This window comes from Flavobacteriales bacterium (assembly GCA_030584065.1).
In the GTDB taxonomy this organism is placed as follows: Bacteria; Bacteroidota; Bacteroidia; order Flavobacteriales_F; family PHOS-HE28; genus PHOS-HE28.
Genome location: CP129489.1, coordinates 910877 through 935826, shown reverse-complemented (window position 1 = coordinate 935826; position 24950 = coordinate 910877). Strand labels below are relative to the sequence as shown.

20 protein-coding genes are annotated in these 24950 nt (G+C 64.5%); 3 read left to right on the top strand and 17 right to left on the bottom strand.

From position 1 onward, the window contains the following. Window positions 1–14: 14 nt before the first annotated feature. Window positions 15–578, bottom strand: coding sequence for an RNA polymerase sigma-70 factor (locus QY325_03980; GenBank protein WKZ67091.1), 564 nt, complete (start codon window positions 576–578; stop codon window positions 15–17). Between the two features lie 99 nt (window positions 579–677). After that, window positions 678–5672: a gliding motility-associated C-terminal domain-containing protein gene (locus QY325_03975; protein WKZ67090.1), complete on the bottom strand. Its 4995-nt coding sequence runs from the start codon at window positions 5670–5672 to the stop codon at window positions 678–680. A gap of 284 nt (window positions 5673–5956) precedes the next feature. Here QY325_03975 and clpB point away from each other — a divergent pair, with 284 nt between their 5' ends. After that, a complete protein-coding gene (gene clpB, locus QY325_03970; GenBank protein WKZ67089.1) occupies window positions 5957–8614 on the top strand; it encodes an ATP-dependent chaperone ClpB in 2658 nt (885 codons plus the stop codon). A gap of 147 nt (window positions 8615–8761) precedes the next feature. Here the strand turns inward: clpB and QY325_03965 are convergent, their stop codons facing one another. The 6 genes from QY325_03965 to QY325_03940 form a co-directional block, all read right to left on the bottom strand. Further along, window positions 8762–10027: a DUF4407 domain-containing protein gene (locus QY325_03965; protein WKZ67088.1), complete on the bottom strand. Its 1266-nt coding sequence runs from the start codon at window positions 10025–10027 to the stop codon at window positions 8762–8764. 1 nt (window position 10028) lies between these two features. Continuing rightward, window positions 10029–12053, bottom strand: coding sequence for a serine/threonine-protein kinase (locus QY325_03960; protein WKZ67087.1), 2025 nt, complete (start codon window positions 12051–12053; stop codon window positions 10029–10031). Beyond that, window positions 12053–12853, bottom strand: coding sequence for a protein phosphatase 2C domain-containing protein (locus QY325_03955; GenBank protein ID WKZ67086.1), 801 nt, complete (start codon window positions 12851–12853; stop codon window positions 12053–12055). The genes QY325_03960 and QY325_03955 overlap by 1 nt, the downstream gene beginning before the upstream one ends. Window position 12854: 1 nt before the next feature. Then, complete coding sequence (locus tag QY325_03950) at window positions 12855–13505, bottom strand: vWA domain-containing protein (GenBank protein ID WKZ67085.1); 651 nt, start codon at window positions 13503–13505, stop codon at window positions 12855–12857. Window positions 13506–13627: 122 nt separating this feature from the next. After that, window positions 13628–15007 (bottom strand): phospholipase D-like domain-containing protein, encoded by a 1380-nt coding sequence (locus tag QY325_03945; GenBank protein ID WKZ67084.1) that lies wholly within the window; start codon window positions 15005–15007, stop codon window positions 13628–13630. Between the two features lie 15 nt (window positions 15008–15022). Beyond that, the gene (locus tag QY325_03940) at window positions 15023–15340 is read right to left on the bottom strand and encodes a hypothetical protein (protein ID WKZ67083.1); all 318 of its coding nucleotides are present in this window, start codon (window positions 15338–15340) and stop codon (window positions 15023–15025) included. A gap of 83 nt (window positions 15341–15423) precedes the next feature. On the opposite strand from QY325_03940, the gene QY325_03935 reads away from it, so the two are divergent. Further along, the gene (locus tag QY325_03935; GenBank protein ID WKZ67082.1) at window positions 15424–16068 is read left to right on the top strand and encodes an AAA family ATPase; all 645 of its coding nucleotides are present in this window, start codon (window positions 15424–15426) and stop codon (window positions 16066–16068) included. A gap of 109 nt (window positions 16069–16177) precedes the next feature. Here the strand turns inward: QY325_03935 and QY325_03930 are convergent, their stop codons facing one another. Next, window positions 16178–17275 (bottom strand): choice-of-anchor L domain-containing protein, encoded by a 1098-nt coding sequence (locus QY325_03930; protein ID WKZ67081.1) that lies wholly within the window; start codon window positions 17273–17275, stop codon window positions 16178–16180. A gap of 362 nt (window positions 17276–17637) precedes the next feature. On the opposite strand from QY325_03930, the gene QY325_03925 reads away from it, so the two are divergent. Next, complete coding sequence (locus tag QY325_03925; GenBank protein ID WKZ67080.1) at window positions 17638–18282, top strand: phosphoribosyltransferase family protein; 645 nt, start codon at window positions 17638–17640, stop codon at window positions 18280–18282. Here the strand turns inward: QY325_03925 and QY325_03920 are convergent. From QY325_03920 to acsA, 8 genes are all read right to left on the bottom strand, one after another. After that, complete coding sequence (locus QY325_03920) at window positions 18270–18902, bottom strand: alpha/beta fold hydrolase (GenBank protein WKZ67079.1); 633 nt, start codon at window positions 18900–18902, stop codon at window positions 18270–18272. The two genes, QY325_03925 and QY325_03920, sit on opposite strands and share 13 nt — an antisense overlap. 76 nt (window positions 18903–18978) lie before the next feature. Next, window positions 18979–19218, bottom strand: coding sequence for an acyl carrier protein (locus tag QY325_03915; GenBank protein ID WKZ67078.1), 240 nt, complete (start codon window positions 19216–19218; stop codon window positions 18979–18981). Between the two features lie 14 nt (window positions 19219–19232). Continuing rightward, window positions 19233–20453, bottom strand: coding sequence for a dihydrolipoamide acetyltransferase family protein (locus tag QY325_03910; protein ID WKZ67077.1), 1221 nt, complete (start codon window positions 20451–20453; stop codon window positions 19233–19235). Window positions 20454–20480: 27 nt separating this feature from the next. After that, on the bottom strand, window positions 20481–20891 hold the full coding sequence (locus tag QY325_03905) for a TerB family tellurite resistance protein (GenBank protein ID WKZ67076.1): 411 nt from the start codon (window positions 20889–20891) through the stop codon (window positions 20481–20483). 25 nt (window positions 20892–20916) lie between these two features. Then, window positions 20917–21891 carry a pyruvate dehydrogenase complex E1 component subunit beta gene (locus tag QY325_03900; protein WKZ67075.1) on the bottom strand — a complete coding sequence of 325 codons (975 nt, stop codon included), beginning with the start codon at window positions 21889–21891 and terminating at the stop codon, window positions 20917–20919. A gap of 25 nt (window positions 21892–21916) precedes the next feature. After that, window positions 21917–22294 carry a VOC family protein gene (locus QY325_03895; protein ID WKZ67074.1) on the bottom strand — a complete coding sequence of 126 codons (378 nt, stop codon included), beginning with the start codon at window positions 22292–22294 and terminating at the stop codon, window positions 21917–21919. A gap of 16 nt (window positions 22295–22310) precedes the next feature. Next, the gene (gene pdhA, locus QY325_03890; protein ID WKZ67073.1) at window positions 22311–23291 is read right to left on the bottom strand and encodes a pyruvate dehydrogenase (acetyl-transferring) E1 component subunit alpha; all 981 of its coding nucleotides are present in this window, start codon (window positions 23289–23291) and stop codon (window positions 22311–22313) included. Beyond that, the gene (acsA, locus tag QY325_03885; GenBank protein ID WKZ67072.1) at window positions 23288–24946 is read right to left on the bottom strand and encodes an acetate--CoA ligase; all 1659 of its coding nucleotides are present in this window, start codon (window positions 24944–24946) and stop codon (window positions 23288–23290) included. Before acsA ends, pdhA begins: the two co-directional genes overlap by 4 nt. Between the last annotated feature and the right edge of the window lie 4 nt (window positions 24947–24950).

Below are 24950 nucleotides of genomic sequence, written 5' to 3'. Positions count from 1 at the left end.
TCCGCCGGAAACCCCTATCCCCCACCCTCGCCCAGCCCGAACAGCCAGGGCAGCAAGGGCACCAGGTCCTTCAATTCGATGCGCAGGGCCTTCAGCGCGCTGCCCATCTGGTTCTCCACGGTCTTCACGCTGATGCCGAGTCGCTGTGCGATTTCGTAGTACTTGAGCCCCTCATAGCGGCTCAGCTTGAACACCTTGCGGCGCTCCTCCGGCAGCGCTTCGATCGCGGCCTGCACACGGGCGATGCGCTCGGTGTGCTCATCCTCGCTGTGCCCGTCATCCTGCACCCGGTCATCGATGTCCTCCGTCAAGGCCCGCACCCGGGCGCCGGCTTTCAGGGCGTTGAGGCAGCGGTTGCGGACGCTCGCATAGAGATAGGCCTTCACGCTGGTGGTGACATTCACCTGCTCGCGGTCGAGCCAGAGGCGGAAGAAGAGGTCCTGTACCAGGTCCTCCGCCTTGTCCATATCCTTCAGGTAGCCCATGGCGAAGGCGCACAAGGCCCGGTAGTGGGCCCTGAAGAGCGCCTCGAAGGCCGGGCGGTCGCCCGCGGCGATGGGCGCGAAGTCGGCGTGCATGGACGCTGGCGAATGTAGCCGCATGGCGTTGCACAGGCGTTTCCGTTCAGGTAACGACGGCCTCCCCCCTCCATGGCCCTGGCTCCAAGGGCAGTCCGGCTACCGCAGCAGCGTGATGTAGCCGGTGTGCGCCTTCACCTCCGCATCGGACCGCGTGAGCAGCAGCTCGTAGTAGTAGGTTCCATCGGGCAGGAGATCGCCATTGGCGTGATGGCCGGCGAACCGGCGCAGGATGGGGTCACCCTCCCATACCTGCTGACCCCAGCGGTTGTAAACGCGCAGGAGGGCCCCCACGAATCCGCCGCGCGGCAGGCCCCAGCCATCGTTCACGCCATCGCCGTTGGGCGTGATGATGTTGGGGAGAACGGGGTCGCAGCCGACCGTACCCACCGTGATGGCCTCCGCCACGCTGCAGCCCTGCGCATCCGTGGCCTCCACGGCGTAGGTGCCGGGCTGGTCCACCACGATCACCGGAGCCGTGCTGCCCGTGCTCCAGACCGGCGCGCCGAATCCCGGGGGCAGCGCCACCGTGAGGGTTCCGCCCTCGCAGAACACGGTATCGGGCCCAAGGTGCAGCGGCTGCGGCACCAGCACCTGAAGCGTGATGGTCAGCGGTTCGCCCAAGCAAGGCCCCACTGAAGGCAGCACGGTGTAAGTGCCGGAGTCGGAAAGCGCCACCGCATCGATGAGCAGCGCGGTGCCGGCGTGACTGCCGGCCGGTGTGACCCAAGCGCCGGAGAGCGCTCCCGTTCCGCTGAGTTCGAGGAGCACCGGTGTCCCGAGGCAGGCGCTGGAGGGACCGGTGAGCTCCGCATCCGAGGGCACCGGCACCACGTGGAGTGCCACCGCCTGCGGCGCGGAGGTACATAGCCACTCGCTCTGGGTGACGTAGTAAACGGCGCTGTCCTGCGGAGCAGCGATGGCGAATGCGCCGCCCGAATGCACCAGGTCCGTGAGGCCCGCGTCGCTGAACCAGGCGAAGGCACCGGACCCGGAGGCCGTGAGCACCGCATCGGCGCCGAGGCAGATGGTGGCGCCGGCGGCTATCATGGGTTGGCTGAAGGCGAATGCGCTCACCAAGGCGGTATCGCTGACAGCGCAGCCGTTGGCATCACGGGCCTGGAGGATGACGATGGCCGGGGCGCTGCTGTTGAGGAAGGGCTGGGAGGAGCCATCGTGCCATAGTGGCTGCACGAAGCCGGCCGGCAGCAGGTATTGCGCGGTGCCACCTGCGCAGAGCAGCGTATCCGGACCGATGGAGAACGGCAGAGGCTGGTTGACGACGAAGGGCAGTGAGGCGCTTGCCGCAGGGCAGCCCGGGTTGGTGGCCGTTGCGGTGATGGTGCCGCCATCACCTTCGGCGACCGCCGCGTTCAACAAGGTGTCGCCCGTGAAGGAGCCCCATGGAGCAGACCACTCGATGAGCGCGGCCTCACCGGCAACCGACCAGCTGGCGGAATCACCCGCGCAGACCTCGGGGGGGCCGATGATGACCGGAAGCGACGGCGGTGCGCTCACTTGGACATCGAGTTCCAGGAGCCCGCTGCCGCATTGGCCCACCACCTGCTCCACCCAGATGGTGAGCGGCGCGGTGGCCGTGCCCAGGTCGAGGGTGCCGCCGGTGCCCAGCACGATGGTCTGCGCTGCATCGCCGTACCAGGTGATCTCCGCATCGCCGGTGGCGGTCACCACCAGCGGATCGCCTTGGCAGAAGGCCGTATCCACCAGCTCGAGTGCGGCGTAGGGCGGCAGCACGTACACCTCGGTCCACAGGGAATCGCGGCAGCCGTTGGCATCGCTGGTCACCAGCAGATAGAGGCCTGTGGAGCTAACGGTGATCTGCGGCAGGAAGATGGTACCGGGCTCCCAGTAGTAGATGACCTGGCCGGGCTGCGCTTGAAGGATGACCTCCTCACCGGGGCAAAGGGTGAAGGGACCGGGCTCCATCAGTTCCGCATTGGCCGTGTTGCCGAAGATCTCCACGCTCAGGGGCGTGGTGATGCCGCAGGCGCTCACCGAGCAGGTGTAGATGCCCGGCGCGGACACCACCTGCTGCAGGGCGTTGCTGCCGGCGAAAGGGGCTTCCCACACCAGGGAGGCCGTGCTGGTGGTCACCACCTGCAGGGTGGCCGTCTCCCCGGGTTCGCAGAGTACGTTGTCGGGCAGCACATTGAGGAATGGCGTGGCGTAGTCGGTGAGTAGGATGGGCTGGCTTGTCACCAGGCAGCCCAGTGCGTCCACCATTTCCAGGTAATAGAAACCCTGCTGCGAGGTGGTGATGGTGTCGTTGTCGATGCCCAGCGGACCCAGCGGCCCGAACCACTGGAACTGGGAGCCCGGCGCATCCGTCCAGATGGTGGCCGAATCATCGGGGCAGATGATGGCGTCCGAGGGATCGACAAGCAGCGTGGGCAGCGGATTCCACTGCACGAGGATCGACGCGGAACCGCTCTCGGAGCACCCGTCAGGGCTCACGGCCGTGCCGCCGAAGGTGATGTTGCCGGCGGCGATGATCCATGCGGTATCGCCGGCTGTGTAGGCCAACCCTCCTCCGGTCCACGAGGTGCTGGTGCAGTTGGGGCAGGTGCCGACCACGGGAACCGTGTCGCCCGGGCAGAGAAAGGCCGGACCATTGAGCGCGATCACCGGCTCCACCACGGAGAGCGGCATCACATAAATGCTGTCGAGGGCAGTGAAGTAAAGGGTGTCCTCGCCGCAGGGCGCATTGGTGACCGCGAAGCCCACGCGATGGGTGTACCAGCCCTCGGCGGTGAAGGGGTACGAGCAGTCGAACGCCAGGCCGTTGCCCGGGATGGGCAGCCAGTTCCCGCTGCCGGAGCAATCGCTAAGGGTCCGCACGGCATAGGGCAATCCCGTGGGCTGGCCATTCAGGAAGAGCGATGCCTGCGTGCTCAGTGCGATGGCCGTGCCCAGGCAAAGGCGGAGGGTATCGTCGAGGTCGTCGTCCTGCGGGTAGCTCAGGTCGAGCAGCGCTTCGAGCGGCGGCAGGGGGCCGTTGGGATGGATGATCACGTTCACGGCATTCTGGCGCTGGCAGCCGAAGGGCGTGGTGGTGACCACCACGTAGTTGCCGGTGGCCACGGCCTGGATGGAGTCGTCGAAGGCGGTGAGCCCGCCCGGGCCGAACCACTGCACCTGATTGCCGGCCACCAGGTTGGAGGCCCAGAGCCACGGCTGGTCGGGCTCGCACACGTTGACGGGCGTGGCGGACACCGCGTCGGTGTTCACCACTACATCGTCGTTGACCCAGGGCTGGGGCGGCAGCGGGTCAACGGTGAGGTAGAGCGAGTCGCGCCAGGAGTAGCAGCCCTCGCCGATGCGCACCTCCACCCAGTACCAGCCCGTTTGCGTGGCGAGGATGGAGGGCACGGTGACCCCGTTGTTCCAGAGGAAGCGGTAATCCGGCGCGTTGTGCCGCTGCGCGGTATCGGGTGTATAGGCGGTGAATGTGTAGGCGGTGAGGATGGCGCTGTTGCACCGACGCAGGGAATCAGGACCCAGCTCGCCGTCGAAGCCATTCCGGATCACGGGCGGCAGGATGGCGCGGTCGCACGCGGCACCCTCGCGCTGGTAGGGGTCGTAGGGCTCGCGCGAACCGATGAATCCCTTGGCGATGAAGGCATCGCGCAGCGCAATGCCGCGCAGGCCGGTATAGGAGGCATATTGCTCATCGGCGCAATAGCCCACCGGCGCGCCGGCAACCATCAAGGGCCCCGTCGGGCTGGCCTCGAATCCGGGTTCCGAGGGGAAAACGAGCAGCCGCTCGAACGAGCCGGTGAAGACCACGTCCTCGTCCAGTGTGTGCACGATGCCGCCCGGTGCCTTGTCGCCCTGGCCGCCGAACTGCTGCGCTTGCTTGAAATCGAGGTCGGAGAGCTGGAAGCGTGCCACGTAGAGGTCGTTCGCGCCGGTGGCCAGGAAGCTGGATTCGCCATACTCGGGCACGAAGCCCGTGAACTGGCAGGTGAAGCGCCCCAGCACCGCCACGTCGTCGCCCTGGATGGAGAGCGCCCGGGTGCTCAAGGGGTACTCGCTCCCCCAGGTGGTCTGCGCGATGAGCTCGCCATCGAAGCCCACCTTCACCAGGAAGGAGGATCGCGGCTCAACGGCCGTGAACAGGTCGGGCTCACTATCGAGGAAGATGACCGTACCCTGCACGTCGCCCACGAGCAGGAGGTAACCGGCTTCCACCATCACCATCTCGAAGACCTGGTTGTAGGTGCCGCCGCCGAACACCCTGAACCACTCCTCCGCCCCACCCTGCCCGTAGCGGACGATGAAGATGGCGCTGTACATGGCATTCGGATGCTCCACGCCGTCGAGCAGTAGGGTGTCGGTGAACTGCCCGGTGAGGTACACGTTGCCCTCCAGGTCATGCTCCACATCCATGCCCCGGTCGGCGAACTCGGCGGCGCCGTGCTTGAGCCACTGGGGCGTGCCATCCGCCGCGTAGGTGGCCAGGAAGATGTCCACGCTGGGAAGCCCGGTCACCGGATCCGTCAGGCTCGTGAGGGCTCCCTGGTCGAAGACCGCCGTGCCCCTGAACTCACCGGCCACGGCGATGCTGCCGTCGGGTCCCACGCTCACCCCGTTCGGCTGGTCCACCCCGTTCGGGCTGCCGCCGGTCCGCACCCATGCCATTGCGCCATCGGCCTGGGCCATCTTCAGCACGAAGCAATCCTGGGTGCCGCCCTGCGATGCCAGCACCGTTCCGCCGAAGTCCACGCTGCCCATGAACTGGCCCACCACGGCGATTTGGCCGTCCTGCGTGAGTTCCAGCTTGATGGCCCGGTCGAGCCCCGGGCCGCCGAAGGTGCGCACCCACACCAGGGCACCCTGCGGCGTGTACTTCGCCACCACCGCATCCAGGCTCCCTTGCGAGATCAGCGTGGCCGCCCCCAGGTCGATGTTGCCGCCGAACTCCCCCGCCACGTAATAGGCACCCGATGCATCGCGGGCCACATCGTTGAAGGCATCGTTGCTCCAAGCGCCCACGCGACGGGCCCAATGGTCCTGCCCGAGCACGGGGATGCTCAGCGCAAGGGTGAGCCAGCAGACGAAAGGGGCCTTCATGCCGATTGCCAACGGATTGCTCAGGGTGAAGATATCCCTCGTGGCCGATCCGTTGCCTCGGGGATGCGATGGGGCGTGCGAGAATTCCGCCATTGTTTCAGCCAAAGCTGCAGGAAAGCCCTGCCTGCCTAAGACTTTCTGGCATCGCATGCGAACTTCACCTGTCAAAAGCGCCGTTGCTTTGTCGCGGAGCGGGGGTTGATGAGCCGGGAGCGTCCCAAGAAGCCCACAAGCCTTCCTCGCTGCGCTCGCAGTGATTGGCAACGACCACAAGACCGAACCCCATGGACCTCAACAAATTCACCGTCCGCTCCCAGCAGGCCATCCAGCAGGCGCAGACCATCGCCACCGGATACGGCCAGCAGATGCTCGAGAACGGCCACCTGCTCAAGGGCATCCTGGAGGTGGACCCCGACGTCACCCCCTTCCTGCTGAAGAAGATGAACGTGAACGTGCCCGCGATGACGCAGGCGCTGGACCGCATCGTCGGGCAATACCCCAAGGTGAGCGGCGGGCAGATCAGCCTTTCCCGCTACAGCAGCGATGCGCTCACCAAGGCGCTGGCCGCGCTGAAGGAGTTCGGCGATGAGTTCGCCAGCGTGGAGCACATGCTCATCGGCATCCTGGACAGCGGCGACACCGTGAGCCAGCTGCTCAAGGACAACGGCGTCACTAAAAAGGACCTGATCGCGGCCATCAAGGAGCTGCGCAAGGGCAGCAAGGTGACCAGCCAGAGCCAGGAGGAGACCTACAACGCGCTGAACAAGTACGCCAAGAACCTCAACCAGCTCGCCAAGGACAACAAGCTCGATCCGGTCATCGGCCGCGACGAGGAGATACGCCGCGTGCTGCAGATCCTCAGCCGCCGCACCAAGAACAACCCGATCCTGATCGGTGAGCCCGGTGTGGGTAAAACGGCCATCGCCGAAGGCATCGCGCAGCGCATCGTCAGCGGCGACATCCCCGAGGACCTCAAGGGCAAGCAGGTCTTCAGCCTCGACATCGCCGCGCTGATCGCCGGCGCCAAGTACAAGGGCGAGTTCGAGGAGCGCCTGAAGGCCGTGGTGAAGGAGGTGATCGCCTCGGAAGGGAACATCATCCTCTTCATCGACGAGATCCACACCCTGGTGGGTGCGGGTGGTGGCGAAGGCGCCATGGACGCCGCCAACATCCTGAAGCCCGCCCTGGCACGCGGCGAGCTGCGCAGCATCGGCGCCACCACGCTCAACGAGTACCAGAAGTACTTCGAGAAGGACAAGGCCCTGGAGCGCCGCTTCCAGAAAGTGATGGTGGACGAGCCCTCCCGCGAGGACGCCATCTCGATCCTGCGCGGCCTCAAGGAGAAGTACGAGAGCCACCACAAGGTGCTGATCAAGGACGCCGCGATCATCGCCGCCGTGGAGCTGAGCACGCGCTACATCGCCGACCGCTTCCTGCCGGACAAAGCCATCGACCTGATCGACGAGGCCGCGAGCAAGCTGCGCATGGAGATCAACTCCAAGCCCGAGGAGCTCGACGAGATCGACCGCCGCATCATGCAGCTGGAGATCGAGCGTGAGGCCATCAAGCGCGAGAACGACGAGGCCAAGCTGGCCGAACTGAACAAGGAGCTCGCCGAACTGAGCGGCCAGCGCGATGGCTTCAAGGCCCGCTGGGAAAGCGAACGCCAGCTGGTGGACCGCATCAACAGCGCCAAGGACCAGATCGAGGAGCTGAAGCACCAGGCGCAGCAGTACGAGCGCGAGGGCGACTTCGGCAAGGTGGCCGAGATCCGCTACGGCCGCATCCAGGAGACCGAGAAGGAATTGGAGAGCGCCAAGCAGGAACTGCTCGCGCTGCAGGCCGAGAGCAAGATGATCAAGGAGGAGGTGGACGTGGAGGAGATCGCCGCCGTGGTGAGCCGCTGGACCGGCATCCCCGTCACCCGCATGCTGGAGGCCGAGCGCACCAAGCTCCTGAAGCTGGAGGACGAGCTGCACAAGCGTGTGATCGGCCAGGATGAGGCCGTGCGCGCCGTGGCGGATGCCGTGCGCCGCAACCGAGCCGGCATGGGCGATGAACGCCGCCCCATCGGCAGTTTCATTTTCCTGGGTACGACGGGCGTTGGTAAGACGGAGCTGGCCAAGGCGCTCAGCGAGATCCTGTTCAACGACGAGCACGCCATGACGCGCATCGACATGAGCGAGTACCAGGAACGCCACAGCGTGAGCCGGCTGGTCGGGGCGCCTCCGGGCTATGTGGGCTACGACGAAGGCGGCCAGCTCACCGAGGCCGTACGCCGCAAGCCCTACAGCGTGGTGCTGCTCGACGAGATCGAAAAAGCCCACCCCGACGTGTGGAACATCCTCCTGCAGGTGCTCGACGATGGCCGCCTCACCGACAACAAGGGCCGCGTGGTGAACTTCAAGAACACCATCATCATCATGACGAGCAACATCGGCTCACACATCATCCAGGAGAACTTCGAGAACCTGGAGAAGAAGGATGTGGACGCCGTGGTGGAGAAGACCCAGCGCGAAGTGATGGACCTCCTGCGCAAGACCGTACGTCCCGAGTTCCTGAACCGCGTGGACGAGCTGATCATGTTCCGTCCGCTGAGCCAGGCGGATGTGCGTGAGATCGTGAAGCTGCAGTTGCACATGCTCCTGCAGAAGCTGGAGGAGAAGGACATCCACCTCATCCCCAGTGAGGAGCTGATCGCGCACATCTCCACCACCGGCTTCGATCCGCAGTTCGGTGCGCGCCCCATCAAGCGCATGATCCAGAAGGAGCTGCTGAACGAGTTGAGCAAGCAGATCATCGCGGGCACGCTCGAGACCGGCAAGCCGCAAGTGATCGACGTGTTCGATGGGAAGATCGTGCTGCGGAAGCCCGTGGATGCGAAGGAAGAGCAGAAGGCGAACGGGAACGGGAAGGCGAGGAAGAGCAAGGCGGAGGTGTGAGTGAGCGGGGCGTGTCCCCGCCCTCCATGACATACGATCAACGGGCTGCGCCCGGCCGCGCTACTCGGATGAGGGCGGGGCCGGGTGCTCCGCTTTAGCCGGACTTGTCCGGGCTTGAGGCAGCGGCACAACGGGACACATATTGCATCATGCCAGATTCTGCCCCGTACCGTTCGTCCTGATGTAGTTCGCCACGTTGTCCTTCATCTTCTCCTTCTGCTCCTCCTTCCAAGCTTTGATCGCCTCCGCCGCGATCTCCTTCTGCGCCTCTACGATCAGCTGGAGCATCTCCCGGTTCTTCAACATCTCGGCTTGAAGGAACTCCTCCTGGTTGTTGCGGTTCGCCTTCAGCATTGCGTTGGCGTCCTCATTCAGCTTGGAGCGACGTAGCTGCTGGTTGAGCAACACCTCGTACTTCTTCTGCTCCACGATGTCGTCGTAGGGTCCGCGCTCGGTCATCATCTTGAACAGGACCGGGGCGATCTCCACGAAGATGAACAGCAGGGTGATCAGCCACTTGGCCCACCAAATGGCGGCGCTGCGTTGGGTGAGTGAACCCAAGGCCTCCAATCTTGCCATAAGTCCGCGGCTCTTATCGGCTTCATGGATATCTGCTTGACTGCTTTTCAAAAGATCGGTTTCCCGCTTCTCCGCCTTAGCGTTCAGTGCACTTTGCTTGGACCTTAGGTCGTCTTGTATAGGCGCATTCTTCACCAACAGGGCATCGTACTCGCTTTTCTTTGCGATATATCTACTCATCAGCTCGGTATGGTGGGGGCCCTTTCCGGGCGGGTGCTGACTGCAACCGTAAACCCACTCCCTTTCTTGAGCAGAATCAGCAGAATCCCTTTCAACTCGCTTCCTATCCTCGTCATTCTGCATATTGGCAAGCCGGTTGGAAATGTCAGCCAACTCTGATTTCCACAGCACAAGTTGTTTATCGCTCGCGAGATCATAATTTCCTTCAATTCGCTTGTTCGCAAGAGCTACCTGCTGCTGCACCTCTGCTTCGATCTCTCCCTCGAACAACTTGAGTTCGAGCGGCGTGGCGATAACGAAACCCAGCAATGCAGCCATCAATAACCGGGGCGCCGCCTCCAGCACCTCTTGCCGGGATATGGTGCGTTTGCCGTCGCCGACGCCGAAAGAGGAGACGATGTAACGGTCCAGATTGAAGATCAATGCGCCCCAGAATAGGCCGAAGAAGACAGAGAGCGCAGGATCCTTGAAGGCCGTGAAGAAGGCATAGCCACCAGCGAAGCTCGCCATCAAGGCCGTGAAGACTATAGTGCCGCCAATACCGTAGTACTTGCTCTTCTCGGTGGGAACTTGGTCCAACACCTCAATGTCGGCACCCGAGGACCAGAGAAAGAGGCGTTCGATCGGCTTAAAAAGGAAACGGGCTAGTGCCATATCAATCTGCGTCAGTCTTGTTACCAGTGATGCGATCCCAGATGGCTCTGCCCGATAGGATCCAGTGGCCCTGCCATTCGTTGAGGGCCGAAAGTTCCTTGCCCATCTGGTCGCGCAGGTACCCGGGGCCAAGGTCCCTGGGCGTGGGTGCTTGAGCCAGAAGGGACCTGTCCAAGGGTGTGACAAGGAAGGTCGCGGCAGGGATGGTCACCTCGGTGGTCATGTTCATCAGCGGGAAGTCCATGGCCATCTGCTCGATCACGGGTACCGGGAAGGGATAGGCTTTGAGCGAGGCACTCGTTGTGCCGAAAAGCCCCTTGGCCGTAAGGGTGAATGGCGTTCCCTGGCGGATGGGCACGTGCAGCACACCCTCCGGCGGATGGACACCCGGTTGGCCCTCAATGAGCACTTCCACCGTGTTGCGTGTGCGCCAGATCAGGTCCACATTGTCGATGCCTTTCAGGAGATTCACCTCCCAGTCGAACGACTCGATAAGAGGACTGGCGACCTCCACGTGCACGTGCGCAACGGCCAATTGGCCGAAGCCACCATAGGCCTGAAGTTCATATGTGGTGGGCGCCTCTGGTAGTACCTCGATCGTGCCGCTCAGTTCCACCGTGCTTCCGACCGGCAGTATGCGGATCTCGACGGCGTCCGTGGTCGCCCATTCAAGAACAACAGGCTCAAGCGTATCGCGCAGATGCTTGTTCGCATTGAACCCGTGTATGACCGGCGGGGTTTTGACGGCCTCCACCTTGAACGTGGATTCCGCAGTACCGAAGTCGCTGATGGCCTTTAGGGTGAACACCGTGGTATCGCTGGGGGCAACCTCCGCAGCAGTGGCACCAAATGGAAGTGGCCTCCCATCGAGAAGCAATGCGCGGTGCTGCGTGGCGCTCCAGGTCAAGTTGACCGGTTCTCCCTTTCGGTGGATCTTGTCGCGATCCCCTTGAAGGCTGGTGATCGCCGGGCTGCCCACATGTTGCTTGCACAGGTTGCCCAATAAAACCTTCCACTCCGCCGGCTTGGGCCTTGCACCGGGTTTGTAGTAACCCCGGTTGAAGGTCCGCTTGAACGCTGCTACCAGGTCCTTTCCACCGGAATCCTCCAGCTCCTGGAGCAAGAGGAGCATGGCCTCGTGGTATGCCAGGTTCGCGGGGTTCACCAACGCTGAGTTCGGATCCACTTCCGGCCATTTGTGCTCCTTGAGGTATTTGGCGATGGAGTTATCGTCTGCATCCCTGAGGAAGAAGAAGGGAGCTACCCCCGACAGCAACTCGAATACACCCGAAGCGAGCGCCCAGCGCTCCTCGTCCTGTCGGTCATCGATCGAAAGCTGGCCAGGGCTCTGCTTGCTCTTGATCCACCCCCTGAGCTTTGCACTGGCCCATTGGCTGAGGGCGCCCAGGGTGCTTGCGGCACCTTGAGTGTCCGGATGGAAGCCCGAATCGAAATCGATCAGCGCAAGTTGTGGTTGCCGGGTGTTCAGGAAGATCGACTTGTCCTTGAGGTCGGCATGGAGGAATCCGATGTTGTGCAGCACATCGACGGTACGGGCGAACTGGTAGGCCAGGTGCAGCTTCTCCAATGGGCTGGTGTTGCGGAAGTAGGCAGCAGCATCCCAACTGTCACTTCCCATGTCCTCAAAACCCAGCGTTCCTAGATCGCACAAGGCCATGGCCACGACCGGCTCACCCTCATCATTCTCTGCCCTGAATAAGAAGAAGGGCATGCCCAACAGTTCGGGATGCTCGATGGTCAATGCGTCATGGAAACGGCCCCGTAACTTTTCGTGCAACAGGCGCACCGTCTCGTAGGCGTGTTCACCATGCTCCTCATTGAACATCACCTTCACCAGTGCGCCTCGGACAGACCGGCCATCCACCGTGTGCAGGCGATACACCGCACCGAAACCGCCCTGGTTCAGGGGCTGTTCCTCCATGGCGATCTCTGTCGCTGCTGTGAACGGCGTGTTGGGTCCGAATGGGACGGATGAGATCGCATGGATGTTGCGCAAAAGGCCCATCAGCTGCGCTGCTTGTTGTAGTGCGACAGGACGGCTTCCGTGACCACCACGCCCAGGGATGCATCGTCCTCGAGCACACCGCTCTCCTTCAAGCCCTGCAACGTGGAAGCGACGAAGCGACCGAGGTCCGTTTGAACGGTCATCGGAGCGCGAACACCGGAGAGGAATGTGTGCAGCTGCTCCAGGACCTGCTGCATCGCGGAGGCCTGCAACCGCCAGAGCGTCCCGCTCGGGTCCCGGGTCACCATCTCCTCCTCCAACGTGGCGATCCCGTCCGTAACGAGCAGGAGGATATCACCGTGGGGCGAATTCAAACGAAGAGTGGTTTCCGACAGGGCCAACTCCGGAGTGCCGCTCGTATGGGAAACATGGCGCACGAGCACACCCTGCTCATCCACATGGGGTAGCACGACATGGTGCATGCGATAGGGCACCTGCGACGGTCCGCGTTCATAGAAGTCACCGGCCAGATGGAATATCGCGCCGTTGCCCAGGTGAGCGACCGTCACCTCATCGCTTGCGTGCCTGCCGCACTGATAGCAGCAGAGCAAGGTGGTTCCGCCGACGAGCCCTCCTGCCTTGACCCCCTCCTGGGCCGACCTGACGATCCCATCCAACTCGGTCCGGTGCTCGGGCATCTCCGACCGGATGGCCTCAACGAGCAACTCAGCCACCCTGCCTGAATCCTTGAACTCGCCAATACCGTCACAGAGCGCAACGAGCCGATACTGCTCGTGCGCAATGCAAAGGGACCTGTCCTGATCCTTCTTGACGGCGATATGCCCGGCGGCGAAGTACATCTCAGACCTGCGACGTTTTGCTGATGCTCTTGATCATGTGGTTGCGGATGGCCTCCGGATCCACCGTGGAGGCGAAGTCCGCCTCCTCCGTGGCCATGCTCCGCAGCACCGCAGCACAATTCTCATTGTAGTCGCTGCCCACGAGCTCCTGCCATTCCGGTGTCAGCTCGGTCTCATAGAAGATGGTCGCCAACGACATCCCCGGATGCTCCCTGATCCTGTCCGCCACTTCGGCCACCTCGTCCTCATCATGGAAATCCCCATCGGTCAACAGAATGATGAGCGCGTTGCTCTGCTTGTCCGTTCTATCGCGCAAGTAGCCTCTGGCCTGTCCGAAGGCCGCCTCCAAGGAGGTTGCCGCGTGCGTCTCCTCAGCCTCAATGTGATCGGCCGGGTCGAAGGACCATTTCGCAAGGTCGATCTCCGTAACGGTCTGTTGAGCGATGATCTCTTTCTCATCCGTGGAATACACTCGGCAACTGATGTCAAAGCAGTTCTTGTTCTTGCTCGCTCTCAAACGCTCAAGCACTTTGTACATCGCATCGTGGAGCTCCTGGCCCTTGGTTCGGCCGGTCCGTCCCAGCGCGGTCATTGAGCCGGAACCATCCAGCAGGAAGATCACCAGCTGGTGGAAGACCCGGGGGATCTCCATGGGAGCCGTTATTCCCTGTGCGGACTGCTGGAACTTCTGCCCGAATCGGCTTGCCCCTCCCGGTGTTGACGGAACGCCTCCCGTACCAGGTACCTTCTGTATTTCATCGCCCATGTCCGGACCTATTTGGTGTATTCACTGGCCAATTGCTCGTACTGCGCCTCGTACTCGGTGCGCAGGCCTTGAAAATAGGCATCCCAATCATCCAACTTCTCGATCGTTCGGTAGGGCTCGGTCGTCTTCACCAACTCGAGTTCGCGCAGCAGGTTCTGGTAGCGGTGTTCGAGGGTTGCCAGTTGCGCGCGGAGCGTCTCCATCTCGTCCAGCTCATTCACGCCCTGCCAAGTGCCTTTGCGCAGTTGCGCCAGGATCTCGCGCACGGTAAGGATATCGTTCGCCTTGTAGGCCTGGCTCAGCCTGCCGAACGCCTCCTCCGCCTCCTTCTTGTCGCTGAACACGCACTTGCTCGAATCCGGGTGGCACAGTGTGGCCGCCTCCCGGTACATGGCCTTGATGTCCTTCTGGTCCTCCTCGCTCAGGTCGGCCACCACCACCAGGCGCTCCGCCTCGTACTCCTCGTTCACCTTCTTGAACTCCTCCTCCAGATCAGCATAGGTCGGGTCGTCGACCCCGTATTTCTTGAGCTTCTCGTAGATCTTCTTCTTCAGCTCGAGGATCTTCAGCAGGATGGGGTTCAGCTCCACCCGGAAGCGGTGGTTGTACCGGTCAACGAGCGCTTCCACCTCGGCCCGTTCCCCAACGAGCTGAGAGACCATGGCGTTCAGCATGCGTATGCGGCTCAGTAGCCACTCCCGCTCGACCGCCGAGACGTTCACGATGGCCTGGTGCCGCCTCTCAAAGGCCTCCATGGCCTTCGTCGCCTGCTCGTACTCACCGGCCAGTAGCAGGTCCACGATGCCGTCCAATCCGGACACACCCCTCAGCTCGTGCGCATGGGCGTTCACGTCCGCCGAACGGCCCAGGCCGATGAAGGCACGCAGCAGCTTGAAGTACTCGAAGACCCGGGCCAACTGGAGCTGCTGCTCGGCCTCCACCACCCCTGCGTTCCGCTTCAGGCGCTCGAACTCCGCCAGGAACTGGTTCACGCTCGCCGGGTCCTCCTCGATCAAGGTGAGGGTCTCGTTGTTGCTCTGGTTGGCCCGCTTCGTCCAGTTGAACGACCCTTGCAGCAGCACCTTGCGGTCGATGATGCAAAACTTGTGGTGCATCAGCTGGTCCTCCGAGCCGAGCTCCAGGAAGAGCCCGCCGTTCTCCGCGATCGCCTCGTGGTCGTTCGCGCAGGTGTCGTTGAACTCGTGCTTCGTGATGATGAGCTCCACGTGGACACCGCTCCGCTGGCGCTCCAGGAGCTTGTTGAACAGGGGCACGTCGGTGAACCAGGCGACGGCCACGTGGACCGAGGTGCGCGCCAGGGCGAGTTGCACCAAGAGCACAGCCTGCAGGTCGTCCTTGCCGGTGAAGTAGGTGGTTACCCTCGCCATCTTCTGTCTCGTTCTTTATTGATCGCCTGATCGACCTGAAGTACGTGGCATCGCGAAACCAGCCACCACGAAGAGCACACCTCCGGCGATGTTGAACGGCAGCCACAGGGAGCGGTCACCGAGGTAGATGGGGAGGATGGGATTGAAGAGGATGGCTACCGCCCCGAAGAGGACCACCCAGACATTGAACCCGCTCCGGGTCCAGTGGTGGTGCAGGAGGAGCAAGGCCCCGATGGTCACGGCGATGCGCAGGAAGGTGTAGTAGCCGATCGGTAGCCGGGCCAGTGCCAGGAAGAGCAGGGCGGCGCAGATGAAGGCAACGATGCGAAGCATGGCCAATGTAGTTCAAGAATAATTCCCGGATTCGAGTCCAATATAGAACTCTGATTCGTTGCGCTTCTTCCGCATTCACTCGCGTGCTGATCGACGAGATCGAGAAGGCCCACCCTGACGTGTGGAACATCCTGCTGCAGGTGCTCGACGATGGCCGCCTAACCGACAACAAGGGCCGCGTGGTGAACTTCAAGAACACCATCATCATCATGACGAGCAACATCGGCTCGCACATCATCCAGGAGAACTTCGAAGGGCTGGAGCGCAAGAACGTGGAGGAGGTCGTGGAGAAGACCCAGCGCGAGGTGATGGAGCTGCTGCGCAAGACCGTGCGGCCCGAGTTCCTCAACCGCGTGGACGAACTGATCATGTTCCGTCCGCTGAGCCAGGGGGATGTGCGGGAGATCGTGAAGCTGCAGCTGCACCAGCTGCTCGCCAAGCTCGAGGAGAAGGGCTACTCGCTCATCCCCAGCGAAGAGCTCATCGAGCACATCGGCTCGGCCGGCTTCGATCCGCAGTTCGGCGCCCGACCCATCAAGCGCATGATCCAGAAGGAGCTGCTGAACGAATTGAGCAAGCAGATCATCGCAGGGACCCTGGAGACCGGCAAACCGCAGGTCATCGATGTGTTCGACGGACGGATCGTGCTCCGGAAACCCGTGGATGCGAAGGAAGAGCGGAAGGCGAACGGGAACGGGAAGGCCAAGAAGTCGAAGGCGGAAGTGTAATGTACTGGGGCATGCCCCCTCTCCCACCTCGCAGCCTTACCCGTGGGTCAGGCTGTCCGCTTGCTGATGGGGCAATTCCTTCGGTGATCCACGCGCGGAGATGAGCACTTCACTGCACCACCACCTTCCCGGTCACCACGGTCCCACCCTGCACGGCACGGATGGTGTGGCAGCCGGCGGCCAGCTGCATGGGAATCCGCAGGACCGGACCATCGGCCTGAACAATGGCTTGTGCCACGATGCGACCGGCGGTATCGAAGGCCTGAAGCACGGTATGTCCACCTCGGGGTGAGAGGCCATGCAGCACCACTTGGCCCGTTTCTACGTCGCACCAGAGCAACGGCGTACTAACCGCGGCTCCGGCCATGCCGGTGGACAGGTCCGAGCTGAGGCTGCCTTGTTCGAGGAAGACCGCCGAGTCGTATAGCCCGTCATGCACATCGGCGATGGCGATCCTGAGCTGGTACACGGCACCCGGAAGCACCGCTGCCTTCGCGGTAAGGACCTCGGTATAGCCATCGAGCCCGCAATCCGGGCCGAAGAAGTTGTCCACGTAATGCACCGTGTCCTGCTGCCAGTTGGGGTAGGCCCAACACAAGCCATCGCCGTTGCTGCCGGGCACACCGATGTTCACCGTGTTCACGCAGACCGGCAGGCCGGTGGCGGGCAGCGTGGCCATGTTGATGGCGCCGTTGCTGTGAGGCCCCGCGATGCCCGGTCCAGAGAGGAAGATGCCCACGATGTCGTTCTTCACGGAGCAGACGTACTCATCATACTCCTCGCTGCCGAAGACGTAGCGAAGTCGCAGCGTATCGCCGGCCGGGATGAGCTCGATCGTCAGGATGGCCGCATCCCATTGCGGCGCCGGTGGGTTCAGCAGCTGCAGCAGGTCGGGGTCGGCCATCCCGCTGACCTGCCCGGCCATGGTGGTGCCCTGTGAGAGGTTGGGCGGTTCGATCACATGCGCCAGCCCGGTGGCCAGCACCAAGCCGCTGCTCATGCCCACGCTGGCCACGCTATCGGTGAATGTGGCGATGGCGTAGGGCAGGTACTGGTAGCTGGCATTGAGGACCGTGACACCGGGGCCGGCCAGGTGGTCGTTCACCACTGCCGTGTAATCGGGGTTCGCGGGAAGCAGGGTGGCATGCGTCTGCCCATTACCGAAGGCTGCGCTGAGCACCAGACCGACGAGCAGTAGGATTCGCATGCAGGCAAGGTAACGGGACCGGGCTGATCGGCATCATGGTGCGCTGGATGGGCGGCGGGCCATCTTTAGGTGCTTGCACAGGGGCAGTGGCCTTGATTGAGCGTGGAAAGCGCTGTTGACCCCCACGCATCGCCGGGCAGCCGCATGCTCCAATCCGCAGAAAGGCCTCAATGACCATGACCGACCCAACAACGCCCGAGACCCCCAAGCGCAAACCGCCCACACGCGTGCCTCACGAGCCCCCGGTGACGCCTCGGCGCGAGGAACCCGTCACCCGGCCAAACGATCCGCCTACGCGGCCGAGCACGGACCCGCCCACGCATCCGCAGCCCGGGAAGCCGGAACGGGTCTAGTCTCACGCCATGTTCGTCGACCGCACCGATGCCGGCCTCCAGCTCGCGGATGCGCTGAAGGCGTTCCACGGGAAGGATGCCGTGCTGCTGGCCATACCGCGCGGCGGTGTGCACGTGGCGGCTGAGGTGGCCCGCGCGCTGCACCTGCCCATGGACATCCTGCTCACCAAGAAGATCGGCCATCCCAACCAGCCGGAGCTCGCAATCGGCGCGGTGAGCCTGCAGGGCCTGCGGATCGACCCGTCCTTCCACGTGCCGAGGGCTTATATCGACGCGGAGGCGGAACGCATCCGGGGCGTGCTTCGGGAGCGTGAATCGAGCTACCGCTCAGGCCGGCCGCCGCTGACCGTGAGAGGACGCACCGCGATCATCGTGGATGACGGCATCGCCACCGGCAGCACAGTGCGGGCGGCAATCGAGTTGATGCGCCAGGCCGGGGCGAAGCGCGTGGTTGTGGCCGTGCCCGTGGCCGCCGTGCAGACCGTGGAACAGCTGCAGGAGCTGGCCGATGAGGTGGTCTGCGCGGAAACCCCCGACGACCTCTACGCCATCGGTGCGCACTACGAGGATTTCGCCCAGACCAGCGACGCGGAGGTGATTGCACTGCTCGATAAAGCCGCGCGGCGTGAAGCGCGCACCGGTCAGCGCAAATAGCGCGCGAACCAGGCCGCAGCCAGCCGGGCCACCTCGTCCAGCTTGCCGGGCTCCTCGAAAAGGTGCGTGGCCTCCGGCACGATCACCAGTTCCTTCACGCCCTGAAGGCGGTCAAAGGCGAAGCGGTTCAAGCCGATCACGGGTTCGTCCCAGCCGCCCACGACCAGCAGGGTGGGCGCTTCCACCATCGGCAGCACCGCCTCGGCCATGTCAGGCCGGCCGCCGCGCGAAACCACGGCCTTTACCACCCCGGGCAGGGCTGCCGCAGCGCCCAAGGCCGAGGCCGCGCCCGTGCTGGCACCGAACAGGCCCAAGGGCAGCGATGCCAGAGCGGCTTGTTCGGTGGTCCACCGCACCACGGCGATGAGCCGTTGCGTGAGCAGCGGTATGTCGAAGCGGGCCTCCGGGTCCTCATCCTCCTCGGGCATCAGCAGGTCGAAGAGGAAGGTGGCGAAGCCCTCGCGCTGCAGCGCGGCGGCCACCAAGCGGTTGCGCGGGCTATGCCGGCTGCTGCCGCTGCCATGGCAGAAGAGGACGAGGCCCTTGGCCGGTGCCGGAACCGTGAGGGTGCCTTGGAGGCTTGCGCCGGTGAGATCGATGGTGATTTCCTGCCCGGTCATAATGGTTCGCGGATGGGATGCGGCAACCGGCAAAGGGGCCTCCCTATCGGCCTGCCCCCTTCGGATGCGCAGCGGATCATGGGCTCGGCTTTCGTTCCCCTGCCATGACCCATTCCGCCAGGCGGCGGAGCGTAACCAGGCGGCCCTGCTGCTCCTCCGGAACCTCCGACCCGAAGCGCTCACTCACGGCGGTCATGATGCGCAGATGATCGAAGGAGTCAATGTCGAAGGCCCGCCGGAAGTCCTCATCGAGTGCGAGCGTGCCTAAGTCGGCATCCGGCGCCACCTGCCGGATGATGGCGCGCAAGGCTTCCATGATCTCGGCTTCGTTCATAGCTGTCCCGGTGTTTGCAGCAGGTCGGACAGGGTGCGCAGGAAGCGGCTGCCCGTGGCGCCGTCGTTGGCGCGGTGGTCGGCCGCAAGGGTGGCGGTGACCACCGGCCGCGCATCGATGACCCCGTTCTCCGCCCAGGGCTGCTCGCTGATGCCGCCGAAGCCCACGAGCGCCACCTGCGGCGGATAGATCACCCCGTGCACCACGGACGCGCCGCGATCACCCAGGCTGGTGAGCGTGACGGTGCTCTCGGACAGCTCCGAGCTGCGCAGCTTCAGCGCACGGGCGCGGGGGATGAGCTCGTTCAGGTGGCGCATCAGCTCATCCAGGCCGAGCTGGTCCGCGCGATGGATGGCCGACACGACGACACCGCCGGTGCGCAGCGACACCACGAAGCCCAGGTGCACCTCCGGCTTGCGCTGCAGGGCGCCGTCCACCCACCACCCGTTGAGGTCGGGCACCTTGCGCAGCGCCAGTGCGGTGGCCTTGATCAGCAGCACGGCAGGCAGCAACTGCTCCTTCACCGGGCGTGCCTTGTTCGCCTCCGCCAGCCATTGCAGGGCCGCTCGCAGATCGATGCGCTCCTCCAGGTGGTAGTGCGGGATCTCGCGGTTGCTCTTCGCCATGGCGGCGGCCACGGCCTGGCGGATGCCCGCCGCCGCATCCACCGGTGCTGTCGGTGCGCCGGAGATCATCTCCACGAAGGCGTGGTGCTTGTCCTTCGCGGCATGCGGCGGGGCCATGCGGGCCGAGATGGCCTGTTCCACGTCGTCCTTGCTGATCGCGCCATCGGGACCGGTACCGGTGAGCGTGGCGAGGTCGATGCCTTGTTCTTGGGCGAGGCGCTTCGCCAGCGGCGTGGCCCGCACGCGCTCCGCCGGGGCGCCTGGCCCTTCACGCCGTGCCACGTGCTCCACCGGTCTCCCATCCACCGGCTTCTTCACCGGTGCGGCGCCTGGGGCCGCGGGTCCCAGCGCCTCCCCTTCGCCACGCAGCAGCGCCAGCGCGGTATCCACCGGCACCTTCTCGTCCTCCTTCACCAGCAGCTCATGCACCACGCCCTCGTCGAAGCACTCCACCTCGATGATGCCCTTCTGTGTCTCCACATCGGCGACGATGTCGCCGCGCTTGACTGTGTCGCCGGGTTTCACGCGCCAGGCACGCAGCGTGCCATCTTCCATGTCGGCACCAAGGGAAGGCATGCGGAATGCGATCATGGCAGCGGGGGAACGCGATGCCTCCGATCAGGCGGGCATCTGCTTGCCGTGGAGGAGCTGGCCCAAGCGGGCCAGGAGTTCCTGCTCGGCATCGCTTTCGCCGCCATAGGCCTTGGCCACCTCGTGCGCAGTCTCCCAGATCAAGGTGCGCAGCTCATCGGTGAACAGCGATGCGTGCTCCCGCAGTGTGTCCTTGAACGCGCTGAAGTCCTCCTCCACGGGTGCATGGCTGGCCGCCGCCGAGTCGAATGCGAAGCCGATATAGTGCGCGGCATCGGTCCCGTACCGGTCGATGCTGCCCTCGAAGGGCAGCCAGCGCTTCTTGATCAGTTCGTTCAGGCTTCGCTGCTCTTCGGGCGCAACGCGCCCGTCGCAGGCCGCCACGGCGTGGAACAGGCGTCCCAGCGCGGCATAGACGGTTTCATAATGGGTCCTCATGGTGTTCCTGTGCCCGTAAGGTAGCTCATTTCGCCAGGAGCAGACGCGCCTCCCGAACGATGTCTGCCACCTGCGGGATGGAGGCGTCCTCCAGGTGCTTGGGGTAGGGAATGTGCACCTCCACGCCGCAGAGCCGTCGCACCGGCGCGTCCAGGTCGTAGAAGCATTGCTCCGTGATGCGCGCGCTGATCTCCGCGGCGATGCCCACCGAGCGCCAAGCCTCCTCCACCACCAGCACGCGGTGGGTGCGCGCCACGGTGGCGCGGATGGCCTCGTCGTCCAAGGGGCGCAGCACGCGCAGGTCCAGCACCTCGGCGGAGATGCCCTCCTGCGCCAGTGCCTCCGCGGCCTCCAGCGCCTTGTACACGCCGGGCCCGTAGGTGATGATGGAAAGGTCCGTGCCGCTGCGGCGCACCCTCGCCTTCGTGATGTCCACCGCGCTGGCGTCATCGGGCACTTCGGCCTCCAGGTTCAGCATGGCGGTGTACTCGAAGACGATGACCGGATCGGGCTGCTGGAGTGCGGTGATGAGCATGCCGCGCGCATCCTCGTGGGTGCCGGTGCTCAGGATGCGCAGGCCGGGGATGTGCGCGTAGAGCGGCTCCCAGCTGTGCGAGTGCTGCGCGGCCAGCTGCCGGCCGATGCCGCTGCTCATGCGCACCACCACCGGCACGTTGAACTGCCCGCCGCTCATGTGCCGCAGCGTGGCGGCGTTGTTCACCAGCTGGTCCATGGCCAGCAGGCTGAAGTTCACCGTCATGATCTCCACGATGGGCCGCATACCACCCAGCGCCGCGCCGATCCCCGCACCGGTGAAGCCCGCCTCGGAGAGCGGCGCGTCGAGGATGCGCTCGGGGCCGAACTCCTGCAGCAGCCCCTTGCTCACGGCGAAGGCACCGCCGTAACGGCCCACGTCCTCGCCCACGAGGAACACGCGTTCGTCGGCCCGCATCGCATCGCGGATGGCCTGCTTGATGCACTCGCGGTAGGTGGTCTTCATGCTTCGCCGGTTTCGTTGTTGCCCCTCACTGCGCCTGCGGATCATCTTGGAACAGGCCGAAGGGATTGCCCTCGGTGTCCAGGCACATCGCCATGTAGCCGAAGCCGGGCACGGTGAGCCTGCCGCTCAAGGCCTGACCGCCCAGCTCCTTCACCTTCGCCAGCGCCAGGTCCACCGAGGCCACGCCCATGAAGTTGGTGATGCCGGTGCGCCCCTGCGCGTCGCGCTTCATCAAGCCACCGCCCACGCCCGGCTTGCCGTCCAGTCCGGTGGTGGCAATCAGCTGGTAGTGGTCCATCGGGGGCGGCACCTCGGTGAAGGTCCAGTCGAAGAGTTGCTCATAGAAGGTGCGCGCACGCTTCATGTCGTCCGCGCCAATGTCGAAGTGGGTGATGGTGGCCATGGTGGCTCGTGGTGTGTCAGTGATCGCTGGTCATGTGGCGGGTAAGCTCCTCCACCGGCTCCCAGGTGCCGCGCTCGGCGAAGGCAACGGCGGCTTTCACGGTGTCCTCCACCCGCTGCTCCGCCTCCTTCACATCGGCCTCGGTGATGCCCCCCTGTGCGATCAGCAGCGATCGGAAGGCGGGGATCGGGTCGCGCTTCTTCCATTCCTCCACCTCGGCCTTGTCGCGGTAGAGCTCTGCATCGAACATGGAATGCGCGCGGAAGCGGTAGGTGTTGCACACCAGGAAGTAGGGGCTGCCGGTGTCGCGGATGTGGCGCACGGCCTCGTTGGCCGCGGCGATCACCGCTGACAGGTCCATGCCGTCGATGCTGGCGCTGGCGATGCCGTAGGCCGGACCCTTGCCCGCCAATTCCTCCACGGCGTGCGAATAGTGCAGCGCGGTGCCCATGGCGTAGCGGTTGTTCTCGCAGACGAAGAGTAGCGGCAGCTGCCACAGCGAGGCGAGGTTCATGGCTTCGTGGAAGGCGCCTTCCGCCGCGGCACCCTCTCCGAAGATGCAGCAGGTGATGCGCGACTCCTTGAGGCGCTTGGCGGCCAGCGCCAGTCCCACGGCCACGGGCAGGTGCCCCGCCACGATGGCGTTGCCACCGAAGAGGCGTGCGGCCTTGTCGAACAGGTGCATGGAGCCGCCGCGCCCCCTGCTGCTGCCCTCCTGCCTGCCGAACAGCTCGGCCATGATCGCATCGGGAGCGATGCCCCGCGCCAGCGCATGCCCGTGCTCGCGGTAGGTGCTCAGGATGTTGTCCTGCGGCCCCAGGGCCTGCAGCACGCCCACGTTCACCGCCTCCTGCCCGATGCACAGGTGGAGGAAGCCGCGGATGTGGCCCTTGGTGTACTGCTCGGCACAGGCCTCCTCGAAGCGGCGCACCAGCAGCATCCGCTCCAGGTGCTTCAGGCCCGTGGCCCGGTCGAAGGTGATGGTGGATGCGCTCATGTCTTCTCCAGTGTTGAGAGGTCCCCTTCCGGCAGGCCCAGTTCGCGGGCCTTCAGCAGCCGGCGCAGCACCTTGCCGCTGCGCGTCTTGGGCAGGTCGTCCACGAAGGCGAGCTCCTTCGGCGCCACGGCCGGTCCGAGCGCTTTCCGCGCGAAGCCGATGATATCCATGCGCAGTTTCTCACCCGCCGCCTGCCCGCTCTTCAGCACCACGCAGGCCTTCACCAACTCGCCGATCAGCGGGTCGGGCTTGCCGATCACCGCCGCCTCGGCCACCGCGGGGTGCTCCATCAGGCGGCTCTCCACCTCGAAGGGGCCCACCATATGGCCGCTGGTCTTGATGATGTCGTCCGCACGGCCCACGAACCAGAAGTAGCCATCGGCATCGATGCGCGCCAGGTCGCCACTGAGGTACCAGTCGCCACGGAAGCATTTGGCGTATCGCTCCTCCTCGTGCAGGTAGGTGACGAACTGCGAGGGCCATCCGCGCTTCAGCACCAGGTGGCCGCTGCGCTCGGGGCCTTGCAGGATGCGCACGCCGTCGCCGTCCACATCGGCCACCTCGGCGGTGATGCCGGGCAGCGGCTTGCCCATGGAGCCGGGCTTCACCGGCATGTCCTTGGTGTTGCTGATCATGATGCCGCCCGTCTCGGTCTGCCACCAGTTGTCCAGTACCGGCACGCCGAAGGTGCGCTGGGCCCACACCACCGCCTCGGCATGCAGCGGCTCGCCCACGCTGAGCATCAGGCGCAGCGCGGAGAGGTCGTGGGTACCCCGCACGTCGATGTCCAGGCGCATCAACCGGCGGATGGCGGTGGGCGCCGTGTACCACACGTTCACACGCTGCTCCGCGAGGATGTGGTACCAGCGTGCGGCATCGAACTCCTCCTCGTCCACCACGATGCAGGCGCCCAGCACCAGCGGCGCAATGATGCCGTAGCTGGTGCCCGTGACCCAGCCGGGATCGGCGGTGCACCAGTAGATATCGCCGGGATGCAGGTCGAGCACGGCGCAGCCGGTCATGGCGTGCATCACCACGGCGCGGTGCACGTGCAGGGCGCCCTTGGGCATGCCCGTGGTGCCGCTGGTGAAGTGCAGCAGGGCGGGATCCTCCGGCCGCGTGTGCACGATGGCGAAGGTGCCCGGTGCAGCGGCCATCAGCATGGGCAGCGAACGCACGCGGTGGTCGAGGTCCTGCGCCGCATCGTTGAGCAGCACGTGCTCCAGGGCGGGCAAGCGGTCGATCAGCTGCGCAACCTTCTTCTTGTAGAGCTCGGTGGTGGTGACGAGCACGCGGGCATCGCCACGCGAAAGGCGTTGGTAGATGGGCTCCGGGCCGAAGACCGAGAAGAGCGGGCAGAACACCGCCCCCGCCTTCAACGTGCCGATGGCGCTGACGTAGAGCTCGGGGATGCGGCCGGTGAGGTTGAATACGCGCTCGCCACCTTGCAGGCCCAGCGCCTTGATCACGTGGGCGAAGCGGTCGCTGCGCGCACGCAGCTCGCCGTAGCTCAGTTCGGTGATGCGGTCATCGCGGCGGATGCAGCGCAGGGCGATGGCATCGCGCAAGGAGCCGTCCGCATGGCGGTCCACCGCCTCGTGGGCGATGTTGAGGGCGCCCTCGGGAAGGCCGTTCAGATGGGCTTGCTCCTGCATGTTG

What these genes read in the sequence shown, in the direction of transcription:
- QY325_03930 (WKZ67081.1), bottom strand. Translation starts at nt 17,275, where the DNA reads ATGCGAATCCTACTGCTCGTCGGTCTGGTGCTCAGCGCAGCCTTCGGT.
- acsA (WKZ67072.1), bottom strand. Translation starts at nt 24,946, where the DNA reads ATGCAGGAGCAAGCCCATCTGAACGGCCTTCCCGAGGGCGCCCTCAAC.
- QY325_03950 (WKZ67085.1), bottom strand. Translation starts at nt 13,505, where the DNA reads ATGGAGATCCCCCGGGTCTTCCACCAGCTGGTGATCTTCCTGCTGGAT.
- QY325_03965 (WKZ67088.1), bottom strand. Translation starts at nt 10,027, where the DNA reads ATGGCACTAGCCCGTTTCCTTTTTAAGCCGATCGAACGCCTCTTTCTC.
- QY325_03915 (WKZ67078.1), bottom strand. Translation starts at nt 19,218, where the DNA reads ATGGAAGCCTTGCGCGCCATCATCCGGCAGGTGGCGCCGGATGCCGAC.
- QY325_03975 (WKZ67090.1), bottom strand. Translation starts at nt 5,672, where the DNA reads ATGAAGGCCCCTTTCGTCTGCTGGCTCACCCTTGCGCTGAGCATCCCC.
- QY325_03925 (WKZ67080.1), top strand. Translation starts at nt 17,638, where the DNA reads ATGTTCGTCGACCGCACCGATGCCGGCCTCCAGCTCGCGGATGCGCTG.
- QY325_03895 (WKZ67074.1), bottom strand. Translation starts at nt 22,294, where the DNA reads ATGGCCACCATCACCCACTTCGACATTGGCGCGGACGACATGAAGCGT.
- QY325_03955 (WKZ67086.1), bottom strand. Translation starts at nt 12,853, where the DNA reads ATGTACTTCGCCGCCGGGCATATCGCCGTCAAGAAGGATCAGGACAGG.
- QY325_03960 (WKZ67087.1), bottom strand. Translation starts at nt 12,053, where the DNA reads ATGGGCCTTTTGCGCAACATCCATGCGATCTCATCCGTCCCATTCGGA.
- pdhA (WKZ67073.1), bottom strand. Translation starts at nt 23,291, where the DNA reads ATGAGCGCATCCACCATCACCTTCGACCGGGCCACGGGCCTGAAGCAC.
- clpB (WKZ67089.1), top strand. Translation starts at nt 5,957, where the DNA reads ATGGACCTCAACAAATTCACCGTCCGCTCCCAGCAGGCCATCCAGCAG.
- QY325_03980 (WKZ67091.1), bottom strand. Translation starts at nt 578, where the DNA reads ATGCACGCCGACTTCGCGCCCATCGCCGCGGGCGACCGCCCGGCCTTC.
- QY325_03910 (WKZ67077.1), bottom strand. Translation starts at nt 20,453, where the DNA reads ATGATCGCATTCCGCATGCCTTCCCTTGGTGCCGACATGGAAGATGGC.
- QY325_03945 (WKZ67084.1), bottom strand. Translation starts at nt 15,007, where the DNA reads ATGGCGAGGGTAACCACCTACTTCACCGGCAAGGACGACCTGCAGGCT.
- QY325_03900 (WKZ67075.1), bottom strand. Translation starts at nt 21,891, where the DNA reads ATGAAGACCACCTACCGCGAGTGCATCAAGCAGGCCATCCGCGATGCG.
- QY325_03920 (WKZ67079.1), bottom strand. Translation starts at nt 18,902, where the DNA reads ATGACCGGGCAGGAAATCACCATCGATCTCACCGGCGCAAGCCTCCAA.
- QY325_03940 (WKZ67083.1), bottom strand. Translation starts at nt 15,340, where the DNA reads ATGCTTCGCATCGTTGCCTTCATCTGCGCCGCCCTGCTCTTCCTGGCA.
- QY325_03905 (WKZ67076.1), bottom strand. Translation starts at nt 20,891, where the DNA reads ATGAGGACCCATTATGAAACCGTCTATGCCGCGCTGGGACGCCTGTTC.